Annotated in this window: 13 protein-coding genes; 10 read left to right on the forward strand and 3 right to left on the reverse strand. The window is 71.3% G+C overall.

Features of this window, described 5'->3' with window-relative positions; translation table 11 throughout:
• Positions 1–132 precede the first annotated feature (132 nt).
• A complete protein-coding gene (locus tag HC028_RS22375) occupies positions 133–1,554 on the reverse strand; it encodes an aminotransferase class V-fold PLP-dependent enzyme (protein WP_239075595.1) in 1,422 nt (473 codons plus the stop codon).
• 67 nt (positions 1,555–1,621) lie between these two features.
• Between HC028_RS22375 and HC028_RS22380 the strand changes: the two genes are divergently transcribed.
• The 3 genes from HC028_RS22380 to HC028_RS22390 are packed head-to-tail and all read left to right on the forward strand — an operon-like array spanning position 1,622 to position 4,832.
• Entirely contained in the window at positions 1,622–2,860 is a 1,239-nt protein-coding gene (locus HC028_RS22380; RefSeq protein WP_168079365.1) for an amidohydrolase, read from the forward strand.
• A 51-nt stretch (positions 2,861–2,911) separates the two neighbouring features.
• Positions 2,912–3,619: an SRPBCC family protein gene (locus HC028_RS22385; RefSeq protein ID WP_168079366.1), complete on the forward strand. Its 708-nt coding sequence runs from the start codon at positions 2,912–2,914 to the stop codon at positions 3,617–3,619.
• A gap of 40 nt (positions 3,620–3,659) precedes the next feature.
• A complete protein-coding gene (locus tag HC028_RS22390; RefSeq protein ID WP_168079428.1) occupies positions 3,660–4,832 on the forward strand; it encodes a zinc-dependent alcohol dehydrogenase in 1,173 nt (390 codons plus the stop codon).
• A gap of 18 nt (positions 4,833–4,850) precedes the next feature.
• Here the strand turns inward: HC028_RS22390 and HC028_RS22395 are convergent, their stop codons facing one another.
• Entirely contained in the window at positions 4,851–5,102 is a 252-nt protein-coding gene (locus HC028_RS22395) for a hypothetical protein (protein WP_168079364.1), read from the reverse strand.
• Positions 5,103–5,213: 111 nt separating this feature from the next.
• Between HC028_RS22395 and HC028_RS22400 the strand changes: the two genes are divergently transcribed.
• Together HC028_RS22400 and HC028_RS22405 are read left to right on the forward strand one after the other, a co-directional pair.
• On the forward strand, positions 5,214–6,338 hold the full coding sequence (locus tag HC028_RS22400) for a glycosyltransferase family 9 protein (RefSeq protein WP_338091294.1): 1,125 nt from the start codon (positions 5,214–5,216) through the stop codon (positions 6,336–6,338).
• 123 nt (positions 6,339–6,461) lie between these two features.
• Positions 6,462–8,066 carry a glycoside hydrolase family 3 protein gene (locus HC028_RS22405; protein ID WP_168079368.1) on the forward strand — a complete coding sequence of 535 codons (1,605 nt, stop codon included), beginning with the start codon at positions 6,462–6,464 and terminating at the stop codon, positions 8,064–8,066.
• Between the two features lie 67 nt (positions 8,067–8,133).
• Here the strand turns inward: HC028_RS22405 and HC028_RS22410 are convergent, their stop codons facing one another.
• Positions 8,134–8,709, reverse strand: a complete 576-nt coding sequence (locus HC028_RS22410; protein ID WP_373313977.1) for a sigma-70 family RNA polymerase sigma factor — start codon at positions 8,707–8,709, stop codon at positions 8,134–8,136.
• A gap of 83 nt (positions 8,710–8,792) precedes the next feature.
• Here HC028_RS22410 and HC028_RS22415 point away from each other — a divergent pair, with 83 nt between their 5' ends.
• The 5 genes from HC028_RS22415 (at position 8,793) to HC028_RS22435 (ending at position 14,974) form a co-directional block, all read left to right on the forward strand.
• Positions 8,793–9,560 (forward strand): zf-HC2 domain-containing protein, encoded by a 768-nt coding sequence (locus HC028_RS22415; RefSeq protein ID WP_168079369.1) that lies wholly within the window; start codon positions 8,793–8,795, stop codon positions 9,558–9,560.
• Positions 9,561–9,622: 62 nt separating this feature from the next.
• Positions 9,623–10,873 (forward strand): sensor histidine kinase, encoded by a 1,251-nt coding sequence (locus HC028_RS22420; RefSeq protein WP_168079370.1) that lies wholly within the window; start codon positions 9,623–9,625, stop codon positions 10,871–10,873.
• A complete protein-coding gene (locus HC028_RS22425; RefSeq protein WP_168079371.1) occupies positions 10,873–11,538 on the forward strand; it encodes a response regulator in 666 nt (221 codons plus the stop codon). Before HC028_RS22420 ends, HC028_RS22425 begins: the two co-directional genes overlap by 1 nt.
• Before the next feature lie 149 nt (positions 11,539–11,687).
• Complete coding sequence (locus tag HC028_RS22430; RefSeq protein ID WP_239075596.1) at positions 11,688–12,458, forward strand: ABC transporter ATP-binding protein; 771 nt, start codon at positions 11,688–11,690, stop codon at positions 12,456–12,458.
• Positions 12,459–12,463: 5 nt separating this feature from the next.
• Positions 12,464–14,974, forward strand: a complete 2,511-nt coding sequence (locus HC028_RS22435) for an ABC transporter permease (protein ID WP_168079373.1) — start codon at positions 12,464–12,466, stop codon at positions 14,972–14,974.
• Positions 14,975–15,134 lie beyond the last annotated feature (160 nt).

The following is a 15,134-nucleotide window of genomic DNA, read 5'->3' on the forward strand; positions in this document are numbered from 1 at the left end:
GCCGGCCTCCGCCAAGGCGTACACCGGCACCGCCCGACCCTCCTCGAGCCCGCGATCCAGCGACGCCAACGCACCGTCCACGAACGACAAACTACCGACGCGGTACGACAGTTTATCGAACGGCTGTACGAATCATTCTGTGTCGACCGTGGCCTGGATCAGCTTCCACGTTGCGGCGGCATGCCGCTCCTCGGTAGAGGGCGCGCCGACGGCGAGGCGCAGGACGTACCGGCCGTCCACTTTGGTGTGCGTCAGGAAGGCCCGGCCGGTCGCGTTCACCGCCCGCAGCAACTTCTCATTGGGGCCGTCAGAACCGCGCAGGCGGAAACAGACCAGCGAGAACGGGTGCGGCGCGACGACCTCGAAGCGCTCGTCCGCACGTACCCACTCCGCGAAGCGCTGGGCGGTCGCCACGCAGCGACGGATGTGCGCACGCAGCCCCTCGGCGCCGTACCAGCGCAGCACGAACCACAGCTTCAAGGCACGGAACCGCCGCCCCAGCGGCACCTGCCAGTCGCGATAGTCGATCACTTCGCCGGACTCCGTGGCGGCGTTGCGCAGGAACTCCGGCAGTACGGTCAGCGTCTGCACCAGTTCGGCGCGGTCGGCGAGCCAGAAGGCGTCGCAGTCGAAGCCGGTCAGCAGCCACTTGTGCGGGTCGAAGCAGTACGAGTCCGCGTACTCGACTCCGGCGTGGCTCCAGCGCAGTTCCGGGCAGACCGCCGCCGCCCCGGCGTACGCCGCGTCGACGTGCAGCCAGACGCCGTACTCCTGGCAGATCTTTCCGATCGCCGGCAGCGGGTCGATGGCGGTGGTCGACGTGGTGCCGATCGTCGCGACGACGAGGGCCGGTGTCGCGCCGGATACCCGGTCGGCATCGAGCGCCGCGCGCAGGGCGTCCGGCCGCATCGCGAAGTCCTGATCGACCTCGACCAGGCGTACGTTCTCGTCGCCGATCCCGGCGAGACGAGCAGCTTTCTCGATCGACGAGTGCGCCTGCGTGGAGGTGTACACCGTGTAGCGCTCCCGGACCCCGGAGCGCCGCCAGGCGCCGCCGCTCACCCGGTGCAGCGCCGCGAGGGTCGCCACGAGCGCCGCCGAGGACGCCGAATCCTGGATCACTCCGCCGCCGGTGCCCGTCGAATGGAAGCGTGCTGGCAGGTCGAGCAGGTCGGCCAGCCAGTCGAGTACGACGGTCTCGACCTCGGTCGCGGCCGGGCTGGTGGACCAGAGCATGCCCTGCACGCCCATGCCGGCGGAGACGAGGTCGCCGAGGACCGACGGGCCGGACGTGTTGGCCGGGAAGTACCCGAAGAACGCCGGGTGCTGCCAGTGCGTCAGCCCAGGGGTGATCACCCGGTCGAGGTCGGCGAGGACGGCGGCGAAGTCTTCGCCGGTCTCCGGCGCCCGCTCGGGCAGCCGCGCTGCGATCTCTCCGGGCCGTAGGTCCGGGCTGACCGGCAAGGCCTCCAGGTTCGCCCAGTAGTCGGCGATCCAGTCCACCACCTCGTGCCCGTAGTGGCGGAACTCCTCGGGGGTCATGTGGGCTGCCACGGTTCCCGACCCTAGTGGTACGGACGGCCGGGCTGCGGCGAGCGTATGGCTGTGATACGCAGGGTTAATGTTCTCGGCGTTCGCGGAGCTGCTGCCGGACCTGACGGAGCTGTACCAGAATCTGCACCGGCACCCTGAGCTGTCGTTCGAAGAGAACCGCACGGCGGCCGAGCTGGGCCATCACCTGCGCGACCTGGGGTACGAGGTGACGACCGGGGTCGGGCGGACCGGGGTCGTGGGCGTGCTGCGAAACGGTGACGGTCCGACCGTGATGCTCCGGGCAGACATGGACGCGCTGCCGGTCACCGAGCGCACCGGTTTGCCGTACGCGTCGAACCGGCCGGGGGTGATGCATGCCTGTGGGCACGACCTGCACTGCGCCTGGCTGGTCGGCGCGGCCGCGCTGCTGGCGCACGGCGCCGACCAGTGGGCAGGGACCGTGCTGCTGGTGTTGCAGCCGGCGGAGGAGACCGGCGGCGGCGCCGAAGCGATGGTCGACGACGGGCTGTACGAGCGGTTCGGCCGGCCCACAGTGGCGTTCGGTCAACACGTCGGGCCGGCGCCGGCCGGGCGGGTGCTGTCGCGCCCGGGTCTGATGATGGCGGCGAGCGACTCGCTGCAGGTGCGCCTCTTCGGCCGGGGCGGCCATGGCGCCAAGCCGGAGTCCACAGTGGATCCGATCGTGATGGCCGCCGCGACCGTACTGCGACTGCAGACCATCGTCTCCCGGGAGATCCCTGCTACCGACACCGCTGTCGTCACCGTCGGCGCGCTGCATGCGGGCACGAAGGAGAACATCATCCCCGACGATGCGGAGCTCAAGTTGAGCGTCCGGACGTTCGAGCCGCGGGTGCGCGAGCGGGTGCTGGGCGCGATCACGCGGATCGTCCACGCCGAAGCGGCGGCCGCCGGGGCGCCGAAACCGCCCGAGGTCGAGATAATGCGCGCGTTCGAACCGGTGGTCAACGACGAGGCGGCGACCTCGCGGGTGAGCGACGCGTTCATCGCGCACTTCGGCAGCGACCGGGTCGCCGGAACGGAGCCGCAGACCGGCAGCGAGGACTTCGGCGTGTACGGCGCGCGGGGCCGGTTCCCGTCGGTCTTCTGGTTCGTCGGGGGCTCGGACCCGGAGGCGTACGAGCAGGCCGAGCGGGCCGGGCGGGTCGATCGGGACATTCCCTCCAACCATTCTCCGTACTTCGCGCCGGTGCTCGAGACGACGCTGTCTACCGGGGTGGAGACCCTGGTGACCGCCGCGATGGCCTGGTTGACCGCGAGCGGCTCGGCCGACCCACAAACGGGCTGACCTACAAAGGACCGCCGGTTAGGTCCGCCGGCGATGGGTAGGCCGGGCCCGGTGAGTACTGAACTCGGGCGTCGGGCGACGGTGGGGGTGGTGGCGGGCGCGACTGCGGGTGTCGTCGGTTATCTTGCCGCCCGGGCGGCGGTTCGCGCCGCGGGGGGTGGCGCCCGCCGGACCGGGGCCGTCGGAGCCGGTGGGGACGGCCACCGCACCTACCGGCGGGCCGTCACGATCTACCGGGCGCCCGCCGAGGTGTACGCGTTCTGCCGTGACCAGCCCAACCTGGCAGAGTCCATCGGAAACGTCGTACGGGTCGACGAGATCGACGACCGGCGCTCCTGTTGGGTCGTGGCGGGGCCCGGGCGTTCGGAGGTCGAGTTCCCGGTCGAGATCGTGAACGACGACCCGCAGGTGCTTCTCGATTGGCGCGTGACCGACGCGCCGGTTCCGCACGAAGGGTCGGTGTCGTTCACACAGGCGCCCGGTGGGCGCGGTACCGAGGTACGCCTCGTCGTGACGATCCATCCGGGGACTGCAGGTCTTTCGGGCCCGTTGCTGGCCGCTGACCGGGCCGAGCGGCTGGTGTACGACGCGCTGCGGCGGGTCAAGCAGGTCCTGGAGGCCGGCGAGGTCGTCCGGGTCGAAGGGCAGAGCAGCGGCCGGGACGCCGTCCCCCGTGAGGTCATCACGCAGTACCTGGCCACGGGGGTCGTCGCGTGGGCGGTGACGGGGGGGACCACGGTGACGGGGGGACCACGGTGACGGGGGGACCACGGTGGCAGGGGGCGACGGGGGGACCGGAGTGAAGGCGCTGTGCTGGGAGGGTGTGGGCAGGGTGGCCGTCCGGACGGTGCCCGACCCGCGCATCGACAATGCGCGCGACGCCATCGTGAAAGTCACGGCGAGCAGCGTCTGCGGCTCCGACCTGCATCTGATCGACGGGTACGTGCCCGGGATGCGCGAGGGTGACATCCTCGGCCACGAGTTCGTGGGCGAGGTCGTCGAGATCGGGCCGGCCGTGCGCACGCTGGCGGTGGGGGATCGCGTCGTCGTCGCGTCGACCATCGGCTGCGGGGGTTGTTGGTTCTGCGACACCGATCAGTGGTCGCTGTGCGACAACACCAACCCCAACGCCGCGCTGTCAGAGCGCCTGTGGGGCCAGGCGCCGGCCGCGGTCTTCGGCTCCTCGCCGCTCACCGGTGGCTTCGCGGGCAGCCATGCCGAGTACGTGCGCGTGCCGTTTGCCGACTACGGCGTCTACCGGCTGCCGCCGAACCTTCCCGACGACGCTGCGGTGTATGCCTCGGACGCCGCGCCGACCGGATGGATGGCCGCGGAGATGTGCCGCATCGGCGAGGGTGACGTGGTCGCCGTCTGGGGCGCCGGTGGGGTCGGCCAACTGGCGGCGCGCGCCGCCCTGGTACTTGGTGCGGAGCGGGTCATCGTCATCGACCGGTACTCCGACCGGCTCGATGCCGCGCGCGAGAACCTCGGCGTCGCCACCATCGACTATCAGCGCGCCGACGTGCAGGAAGTGTTGGAGGACATGACCGCCGGTCGTGGGCCGGACGCGTGCATCGAGGCGGTCGGCATGGAAGCTGACAACGATGGCGGGCTTGGCCTGTACGACCTGGCCACGGGCCGGACGGGGCAGTCCGAGCGGCCCGTGGCTGTACGGGAGGCGATCCTGGCCTGTCGCAAGGGCGGTACGGTCGCGATGGTCGGCGTGTTCGCCGGGCTGGCGGACAGGTTTCCCCTGGGCGCGCTTATGCACAAAGGCCTCACCCTGCGTTCGGGCCAGCCGCACTCGCAGCGGTACCTCCCGCTTGTGCTGGACCGGATGGCCCGGGGTGACATCTGGACCGACTATCTGACAACGCATTCGATGCCGCTGTCCGACGGGCCGTTCGGCTACGAGTTGTTCAAGTACAAGATTGATGGATGTCTACGTGTGGTGTTCCATCCTCAGGCTTGAATGCTCAGGCTTGAATGCTCAGGCCTGATCGGATGCGCCCGACCGGGATGGGGTCGTGCCCGTATCGCCAGGGCTGAGCAGTTCGGGCACCTGGCGCAGCGCCTCGGCGGCCTCGTCCTGCGAATACTCGCCTTCGGGGAGTCCGTCGAGGATGGCGAGCTGGTCGGCCGGCAGGTCCGCGGTCACGGCCGCCCGGTGGATGTCAACGCGGGCCAGGCGCTCCTGTCCGTGGTACTGATACACGTGGTCGAGAAACGCGTCCAGAGTCATAGTTGCGGGCTACCCGCCAGGACGGCCGCGAAACGGACCGGGCGTTTCATGATCGACAAAATCAGGGTGCCGCCGGTTTACCTGCGCCGGAGCGTGGGTACCGCACGCGCCGTGCCAGCCGCGACCGGTTTCGATCTCGTTCCTGACGTACGCAAGATTGCCCTTCTTCGTCCCAGCGCCCTCGGTGACTACGTCTTCACCTTGCCTGCCCTGTACGCGTTGAAGGCTACCTATCCTGACGCCGAGGTGACCCTGCTCGGGGCGCCGTGGCATGCCCGCGTCCTCTCCGGACGCCCCGGGCCTGTCGACTACGTGGCCGTCATCCCGCCCGTGCCGGGAGTCCTCGGCGGCGACAGTGCACCCGGCGAACTCGACGCCTTCCGCCGCTGGTCGGCGGGGGAGGGCTTTGACATCGCGCTGCAGATGCACGGCGGCGGAAGGAACAGCAATCCGCTCGTCGGTTCGCTCGGCGCGCGGGTGACGGCGGGGCTGCGAGCGGCGGACGCCCCACCGTTGGACCGCTGGGTCCCGTACGTGTACTACCAGCCTGAGGTGTTCCGGATGCTCGAGGTGGTGGGCCTGGTCGGCGCCGAACCGGTGGCCCACACCCCGATGTTCGAACTGACCGCTGACGATGTCGCGCAGGCCCGGGCGGTGCTCGGTCCGCCCGCGCGTCCCCGAGTCGTGCTGCACCCCGGTGCCAGTGACCGGCGGCGGCGCTGGCCGGCCGAGCGGTTCGCCGTTGTCGGGGACGCCCTCGCCGCGGCCGGCGCCGAGGTCCTGGTCACCGGGATCAAGGCGGAGCGGGAACTGGTCGACGAGGTGTGCGGCCGGATGCGCCACCCGGCCCGGCCATCGGTCGGCGAGCTGACCATAGCCGGGCTCGCCGGCCTGCTGTCCGAGTGTGCGCTCGTCGTCTCCAACGACACCGGGCCGCTGCACCTGGCCGCGGCGGTCGGTACCCGTACCGTCGGGTTGTTCTGGATCGGCAACATGATCAATGCGGCGCTGCCGGAGCGGGGGCGGCACCGGCCGCTGATCTCGTGGACGATCCACTGTCCGGAGTGCGGTCTCGACTGCACCCGCGACATCTACCCGGCGCGTACCGGCGGCACCGGCTGCCGGCACGCGCCGTCCTTCATCGTGGATATTCCGGCTGTCGAGGTTGAAGCCGAGGCGCTGGACCTGCTCGCGGCCTGCCGCGAGGAGGAGGCGCTGGCGCGGGCCTACAAGTGATCACCCACCTACTGGAAAGTTTATTGACTATTCGGCTGCGGTGATGTGAGCATTCCTGGGACCGGGGACGCCGCGAGCGCCCCCACCGGGATCTCGGGGGTAGCCGCCAGTGAGTAGCCGCCAATGAATGGTCAGCGCAGCGCCTACCTGCTACAACTCGCGGACGCTGTCCTCCAGCCCGGCTTCGTCGGGACCGCGCCGCCCGCCTGGTTGCGCCGCAGGTTGGCCGCCGGCCTCGGCGGCGTCGCGCTGTTCAGCCGCAACATCGTCGACCCGGCCCAGGTCGCGGCGCTGACCGGGGCGCTGCGCGCGGAGAACCCGGACGTGATCGTCGCCATCGACGAGGAGGCCGGTGACGTCACCCGCCTGGAGTCACGGACCGGCAGTACCCGACCCGGAAACCTGGCTCTCGGCGCGGTCGACGACCCCGACCTGACCGAAGCGGTCGCCTGCGAACTCGGCCAGGAGCTGGCCGCCGCCGGCATCACGCTCAACTACGCGCCGGACGCCGACGTCAACTCCAACGCCGACAACCCGGTCATCGGCGTGCGCTCGTTCGGCTCCGACCCCGACCTGGTCGCGCGACACACCGCCGCCTGGATACGCGGGCTGCAGTCGACCGGCGTCGCCGCCTGCGCCAAGCACTATCCCGGCCACGGGAACACGACCGTCGACTCCCACCACAGCGCGCCGGTCATCGAGGCGACCCGTGACGACCTGTTCGGCTGCGAACTGGTGCCGTTTCGGGCCGCCGTCGCGGCGGACGTACAGGCGATCATGAGTGCGCATCTGTTCGTACCCGCGATCGACCCGGACCTGCCGGCCACGCTGAGCCGCCGGTTGCTGATCGACGTGCTCCGCGGTGACCTCGGCTTCGACGGCCTGATCGTCAGCGACGGTATCGAGATGGCGGCCGTGGCCAAGCCGTACGGGCTGGTCGGCGCCGCCGTACGTGCGCTCGCCGCCGGCGCGGACGCGATCTGCGTCGGTGGTGAGACCGCCGACGAGGAGGCCGCCGTCGCGCTGCGCGACGGCATCGTGGACGCGGTGACCGCCGGTACCGTGCCCGAGGCGCGACTTGTCGACGCCGCTGAGCGGGTGCGGCGGCTGGCCCGCTGGACGGCCGCCCGGCGCTCCGGCGGCAACGGGCATGCGGTGTCGGCCGGACACGGCTCAGCCAACGGGCATTCGATTACCGGGCATTCAACGCCGCTCGGCCTCGCCGCCGCCCGCCGGGCGGTGCGGGTCAGCATCGACGGCGTTGACGCCGGCAGAGACGGCAGAGACGGCAGAGACGGCAGCAGCGATGTCGGGGTGGCGGTGCTGACGCCGCTGACCAGCGCGCCGCATGTGGTCGAGTTCGCCGCCCCCGGCAACATGGCGATCGGCCCGGAGACGCCGTGGGGTCTGGCCGAGCCGCTCGGCGGGTTGCTGCCGGGTACAACGGCGGTACGCGTCCGCGCTGACGACTTCCACGACGACAGGCACCTGGGCAGGGTCGCGCTGGAGCCGGCTGCCGGCCGGCCGCTGGTGCTCGTGGTCCGCGACGCCCACCGCCACGGCTGGATGGCGCGGGCGCTGCGGAGCGTGCTCGCCGTCCGGCCGGACGCGGTGGTGGTGGAGATGGGGGTGCCGGCGGCCCGCTCGGGCCGGGTGTACCTGGCCACCCATGGCGCGAGCCGCGTGAACGCCCTGGCCGCGGCGGAGGTGCTGACTGGGCGGGCCTGACTGGGCGGGCCTGACTGGGCGGGCCTGACTGGGCGCCTATCCACGGCGCGGTGGCATGAACAACCTCTCAGCCGGTACGGGCGGCCTGGACGGCCTCGACGAGCTGGGCGCGGGCCCGTGCGACCCGCGACCGGATGGTGCCAATCGGCACCTGCTCGATCTCGGCCGTCTCGTCGTAGGACAGGCCGAGCACCTGGGTGAGCACGAACGCGCTGCGCCGGTCGTCGGGCAGCGACCGCAGCAGGTCGTTGGCGGCGAGCAGCCCGGCCTGGTCGGGCACGTGGGCGGGTTGGGGCTGGGCGGCCACCCGGCTGTCGAGGCGCCGCAGCCGGGTCAGCGAGCGGATGTGGTCGGCGCAGACGCGGCGGGCGATGCCCAGCAGCCAGGTCCGGGCGGTCGAGCGCCCTGCGAAGTCGGGTAGTGCCCGGAACGCCCGGAGATAGGTGTCCTGCGTCAGGTCGTCGGCCGCCTCCCGGTCGACGAGCGCGGCGACGAATCGCCAGACCTCGGCCTGCGTGGCCCGTACGAAGGTGCTCGCCGCAGCCTGGTCGCCGTCGCGGGCGGCCAGCAACGACCGCGTGGCTGGGTCGATCAACCCAGAGTCGATCAACCCGGCGAACTCGGCGGCCTCCTCAACGCTCACGACGACCGACTGTACGTGTCGGGTACCACTCTCAGCAGCCCCGAGCAGGGAACTTTTCCCAGTTGGCAGTCGACTACCCGGTCATGACAGCCCATTCCGCCCTCAGCTGTGACCAGGCTCGCCTTGCACTGTCCGCACGTCTTGACGGCGAGCCGCTCGGTGTATCGGCCGACCGGTTGGGCTTGCATATCGACACCTGCCGCGCCTGCTCGGACTGGCTCGCCCGGGCTGAGCAGGTGACCCGGCTGGTGCGGCTGCAGCCGGCTCGGGTACCCGACCTCACCGACGCGATCCTCGCCGCCGTAGCGGCCGACTCCGTAGCAGCCGACTCCGTAGCGGCCGACTCCCTGGCGGCCGACCGGGCGAGGCCCGCTGCCGGTGCGCAGGCTCGGGCTGGCCGCGCCGGGGCGGGCCGACAGGCGCTGACGCGCCTGCTGCAGGCCGCGATCGCGGCGGTGGCCTCGATGCAGTTACTGGTGATCATATCGGTGGTCCTGGGTATCAGCGTGGACGAGCACGCCGACCACGAGGCCGGCGCGTTCGCGGCCGCGGTCGCAGCCGGGTTCCTGCTGGCCGCGTTCCGGCCGCGACTGGCCCGGGCCTACACCCCGATCGCGATCGTGCTGGCCGTGTGCCTGACCGTGACCAGTCGCATGGGCATGAGTGGCCACGAGGTGACGATGCTGCGCGAGATCGGCGGCTACGTCGCCACCATCGTGCAGGCCGTGCTCATCTTCACGCTGGGGCGGCTGTACTCGCCATCCGATGCCTCGTCCAATTCCTCGCCCAATTCCTCGCCCAATTCCTCATCCGGGCGGGGGGTCGTGAATCCGACCGGCATCCCCGCCTAGCGGGCCGGCCACTGTCGCCGATCTGCCATATCGAGCCTCGCGCTCTCGTAGGCTCGATACCCGTGGCACGTACCGCCTTCGGGCGCCCGTTACGCAGCGTCGCCTTTGACGTCGCGATTTCGCTCGGCGTGGCTCTGTCCGCATTGGCGGCAGTCAAGACCCAGCCCGGCAGTTGGGGGCTGACGTCCATCGGTCTCGCGATGGCGGTCGCGGTGCTGTTCCGGCGTACCCGTCCGACCGCCGCCGCGATCGCGGTCGGCCTGTTGGCCCTGCTCCAGACGCTGCTCGGCTGGCACTCACAGGCCTTCGACGTAGCCGTGCTGGTCGTCATGTACAGCGTCGTCAAGTATGCCGACCGGCTGCGGGACGGCATCCTGGCAGCAGGTGCCGTCGTCGTCGGGATCGGGCTCGATGCCCGGATTCCGGAGGGCCCGCGCTTGCCCAACGCCGTGTTCGAGACCCTGGTGAGCGGCGCGGTGTGGCTGGTGGCGCTGAACCTGCGCACCCGGCGGCTGTACGTGCGCAGCCTCGAGGAGCGGGCCGCCACGCTCGAGCGGGAGCGGGACGCGCAGTCCCGCGCGGCCGTGGCCGAGGAGCGTACCCGCATCGCCCGGGAACTCCACGACGTCGTGGCGCACAGCCTGGCCGTGATGATCGTCCAGGCTGACGGGGCGATGTACACGCTCGACCGCGACCCCGACACCGCCCGCGGCGCGATCAAGACCGTGGCGGAGACCGGCCGGCAGGCCCTTGAGGAGATGCGGCGGCTGGTCGGCGTACTGCGTGACACCACACCGGCCGAGCCGACCGGCACCCAGGTCCCCGCAACGGCACAAGATGAGGCGGCACAAGATGAGGCGGCCCGGGCCATCGGCGGCGACCAGCAGCGCCAGCGCCCCGCGCTGGAATCCCTGGGCGCGCTGCTCGACCGGTCCCGCGCGGCCGGGCTCGTGGTGCGCCACGAGGTACACGGTGAGTGGGCGGCACTGCCCACCGGCATGGACCTGACGATCTACCGGATTGTGCAGGAGTGCCTGACCAACGCGCTCAAGCACGCCGGGACCGGCTCATGCGTCGAGCTCACCCTTGACTACTCGACCGCCGGCGAGGTCGGCGTGCGGGTGGTCGACGACGGCCGGGGCACCGTCGTGGGCGGCCCACCCCCCTCCGGGGGGCATGGCCTGGTCGGCATGCGCGAGCGGGTCGCCGTGTACGGCGGCACCTACCACGCCGGGCCGCGGCTGGCCGGGGGCTGGGAGGTGGCCGTGTGCCTGCCGATACCGTCTACCCGTCCTCAGCATCAGGGGGTGTGATGACGATCCGCGTGGTGATCGTGGACGACCAGGCGCTGGTCCGGGCCGGGTTCAAGATGGTGCTCGGCGCCCAGCCGGACATGGAGGTCGTGGGGGAGGCGATCGACGGCGCGGACGCGCTGCGCGTGCTCGCCCGTACCGAAGCCGACGTCGTGGTGATGGACATCCAGATGCCCACCATGGACGGCGTCGAGGCGACCCGGCGGCTGTGCCAGGGGGTCGTGGACGGCAAACCTCGGGTGCTCGTGCTGACCACGTTCGACACCGAGTCCGACGCCTTCGCCGCGCTGCAGGCCGGGGCCAGCGGGTTCCTGCTCAAGAACGTCCCGCCCGAGGAACTGCTCGCCGCGATCCGGGTCGTGGCCAGCGGCGACGCCGTGGTGGCCCCGGGCATCACCCGCCGGCTGCTCGACCGGGTCGCCGGCCAGCTGGGGGCGGGCCCGCGTACCGATCCGCGGCTGGCCCAGCTGACCGAACGGGAACGCGACGTGCTGCTGCTGGTCGCGCAGGGGCTGACCAATGCCGAGATCGGTGGTCGCCTCCACGTCGCGGAGGCGACCGTCAAGACCCACGTCGGCAAGATCCTGACGAAGCTGGACCTGCGCGACCGCGTACAGGCGGTCGTCTTCGCGTACGAGACGGGCCTGGTCACGCCGGGCGCCTGAGCGCTATCTACGACTCAGGTCGTAGGGGTCGGCCCCTAAGGCCGCTACCTGCGGGCGAGGAAGATCGAGAGCCTAGACGGAGATCATCACCGGGCTTCCGGCCATAGCGTCAGATGCGTAAACAACCGCTTTTGAGCTGGGAGTACAACGTGTCTGCCGTCTCGCCGCCGACCCCTCGTACGAGCGCCGCCGTCGCGGCCCGGAGCCTGACCAAGGTCTACGGTTCCGGCGATGCCGCGGTGACCGCCCTGGATGGGGTCGAGGTCGACTTCGCCCCGGGTCGGTTCACCGCGATCATGGGCGCTTCGGGCTCGGGCAAATCCACTCTGATGCACTGCCTGGCCGGGCTGGACCGGCCCAGCGGTGGGTCGGTGCACATCGGCGAGTCGGACGTCACCCGGCTGGACGACAAGCGGCTGACGCTGCTGCGCCGTGACCACGTCGGGTTCGTGTTCCAGAAGTTCAACCTGCTGCCGGCGCTGTCGGCGCAGGAGAACATCCTGCTGCCGTTGGCCATCGCCGGGCGCAAGCCGGACCCGGCGTGGTTCAACCAGATCGTGACGGCGGTGGGCCTGCGGGACCGGCTGGAGCACAAGCCGAGCGAGCTCTCCGGCGGCCAGCAGCAGCGGGTGGCCCTCGCCCGGGCGCTGGTGACCCGGCCGTGGGTGGTGTTCGCGGACGAGCCGACCGGCAACCTCGACTCGCGCGCCAGCGCGGAGGTACTGCGACTGCTGCGCGACGCCGTAAACGGACTGGGCCAGACGGTCATCATGGTGACGCACGACCCGGTGGCCGCCGCTCACGCCGACCGGGTGGTGTTCCTGGCCGACGGGCGGGTGGTGCGCGAACTGTTCGAGCCCACCGCCGACAAGGTCCTGGACGTGATGGGCAGCCTCGACGCCGCCGTGGGGGCCCGGTGACCGGGATGCTGAGACTCACCCTGCGCTCCCTGCGGGCGCATGCGCTCCGGCTGGCGCTGTCGTCGCTGGCCATCGTGCTCGGCGTCGCGTTCATCGCCGGCACGCTCATGTTCACCGGTGGGATGCGGACCGCCGCGTACGCCAAGGCGGGCGTGTTCGACCGCCACACCGACGTCGCGGTCTACCCGGCGGACGGTGGATCGAACAATCCGAGGGATCGGAAGGCCGTCGACGAGACGGTCCTCGCCAAGGTTCGCGCGGCCAGCGGGGTACGCGCCGCCGAGGGCGAGGTCACCGGCACCGGCGGCGTGGTCGGCACCAACAACCGGCCGGTCCTCGGGTACTCCGTGGTCTCCAGCATCCCGACCGATCCGGGCCTGCAGTCGTACACCGTGCGTCAGGGCCGGCTGCCACAGCGTACGCATGAGGTCGTGCTCGACACCCGTACGGTCGACAAGCAGAAGTTCGCGGTCGGCTCGGCGGTTCGGGTCGGCGGCAAGGGCAGCCAGGCCGAGGCGTACACGCTCGTCGGCGTGGTGGATGTCGCCGGTACGCCGAAGGACTTCGGCGGCGCGTTCATCGGCCTCGTCGCCGCCGACGCGCTCACCGTGACCGGCGAGCAGGGGTATCAGCGGATCGTCGCGGCCGGTCGCCCCGGCGTCTCGCACGACGCGCTGGCCAAGGAGGTCACGGCGGCCGTGGGGCCGGGCCTGACGGTGCGGACCCACGAGCAGATCCTCGACGACAACCTGAAGAGCGCCATCAAGGACATCCAGCAGTTCAACGCGGTACTGACGATGTTCGCGGCGATCTCGGTCCTGGTCGCGGCGTTCGTCATCGCCAACACCTTCACGATCGTGCTGGCTCAGCGCACCCGCGAGACCGCGCTGCTGCGGCTCGTGGGCGCCACCCGCGGACAGGCGTTCCGGTCGGTGCTGCTGGAGTCCTCCGCCGTCGGCTTCGTCGCCTCGCTCGCTGGCGTGGGCGTGGGCGCTGGCGTCGCGCTGGGCATGCAGGCGCTGCTGCGCGCGATGGGGGTGGTGTTCGAGGGTGGGATCGCGCTGTCGGCGTCCACAGTGGTTCTGTCGGTCCTGCTCGGCACCGTGATCACGGTCTGCGCCGCGGTCCTGCCCGCCTGGCGGGGAACCCGGGTGCCGCCGGTCGCCGCGCTGTCCGACGCCGCCGTCGAGACCGCCCGGCGGGCGGGCTGGGTACGTCTGGGCTTCGGCGCCCTGAGCCTCGCGGCGGGGATCGCGGCGCTCGGGTTTGCCGGGAGGTCGTCGAGCATCGCGACCGTCGGCGCCGGCGCCGTGTTCACCTTCGCCGGCATCGTGATGTTCGGCCCGGTACTGGTCCCGGCGCTGGTACGGGCTCTGGGCTGGCCGTTGCGGCGGCTGCTCGGCGCGACCGCCACCATCGCGGTCTCCAACGCCGTACGCAACCCTCGCCGCATCGCCGCCACCGCCACGGCGCTGGTGATCGGTATCGGCCTGGTGTCGTCGTTCGTCGTCGCCGCGCAGAGTGTGAAGGCGGGCATCGAGCGCAGCGTCGACAAGGAGGTCGGCGTGGACTTCGTGGCGACCGGGGTCGGCGGCGCGCTGCCGGCGCCGATGGTGGACGAACTGCGCGGCCGCCGTGAGCTCGGCGTGGTACATCTGCCCAGGCAGACGGTGTCCAACCAGGTCGAGGTCGTCTCGGCGCACCCCGCGCTGGTCCGCACCAATCTCAGGCACGTCGACAGCGGCGACGTCCGCCAGCTCGGTGCCGGCACCGCGCTGGTGTACCGGCCGCTGGCACGCGCCAAGGGGTTGACCGTCGGCTCGGCGGTGACGGTGGCGGGTCGGCAGTTCCGCGTCGTCGCCGTGGTCGATGGCACCACCGGACCCACGGACCCGTCGGAGAACGTTCCGCTCGGGTACCGGATCTCACTGTCCGATGCCGACTTCTCCGCGACATTTCCGGACGTACCGGTCGTCATGGCCGCGATGGACCCGGCGGCCGGGGTGTCCAAGCAGCGGGCGAAGGACGCGATCGAGGCCATCACCGCGAAGTACCCGACCGCCAACTTCATGGACCGCGCCGCGTACAAGAAGATGCTCACCGGCACGGTGGACATGCTGCTGGCGTTCGTCACCGCGCTGCTCGGGCTGGCAGTGGTCATCGCGCTGGTCGGCGTGGCCAACACGCTCACGCTGTCGGTGGTGGAGCGCACCCGGGAGAACGGGATCCTGCGGGCCGTCGGCCTCACCAGAGGCCGGGTACGGGCGATGCTCGCCGTCGAGGCGGTACTGATGGCCCTGGTCGGGGCGCTGCTCGGGGTCGGGCTGGGTACCGCGGTGAGCGCCGGGGCGATGAGCTTCCTCAACGGCATGGGTGGCGAGTTCGCGGTGGTGCTCCCGTGGGGACGGCTCGCTCTGATCCTCGGGTTCGCCGCGGTGGCCGCGCTCGCCGCGTCGGTGCTGCCGGCCCGGCGCGCGGTCAACCGGCCCGTCGTCGAGGCGCTCGGCACCGAGTAGCGCCGCATCGAGTAGCGCTGCATCGAGTAGCGCCGCATCGAGTGGCGCTGCATCGAGTAGTGCCGACGCCTGGCCTGGGCCTACCCGGTGACACTGGGTAGGCCCAGGTCGGGCGTGTTGCGTGGATCACCGCGCTACGGAGGGATTTGACTTGGACGCG

This window comes from Planosporangium flavigriseum, assembly GCF_011947225.1.
In the GTDB taxonomy this organism is placed as follows: domain Bacteria; phylum Actinomycetota; class Actinomycetes; order Mycobacteriales; family Micromonosporaceae; genus Planosporangium; species Planosporangium flavigriseum.

Coding starts and splice junctions, on each gene's coding strand:
- HC028_RS22380 (WP_168079365.1), top strand. CDS start 1,622: ATGTTCTCGGCGTTCGCGGAGCTGCTGCCGGACCTGACGGAGCTGTAC.
- HC028_RS22415 (WP_168079369.1), top strand. CDS start 8,793: ATGACAGCCCATTCCGCCCTCAGCTGTGACCAGGCTCGCCTTGCACTG.
- HC028_RS22395 (WP_168079364.1), bottom strand. CDS start 5,102: ATGACTCTGGACGCGTTTCTCGACCACGTGTATCAGTACCACGGACAG.
- HC028_RS22425 (WP_168079371.1), top strand. CDS start 10,873: ATGACGATCCGCGTGGTGATCGTGGACGACCAGGCGCTGGTCCGGGCC.
- HC028_RS22435 (WP_168079373.1), top strand. CDS start 12,464: ATGCTGAGACTCACCCTGCGCTCCCTGCGGGCGCATGCGCTCCGGCTG.
- HC028_RS22405 (WP_168079368.1), top strand. CDS start 6,462: ATGAATGGTCAGCGCAGCGCCTACCTGCTACAACTCGCGGACGCTGTC.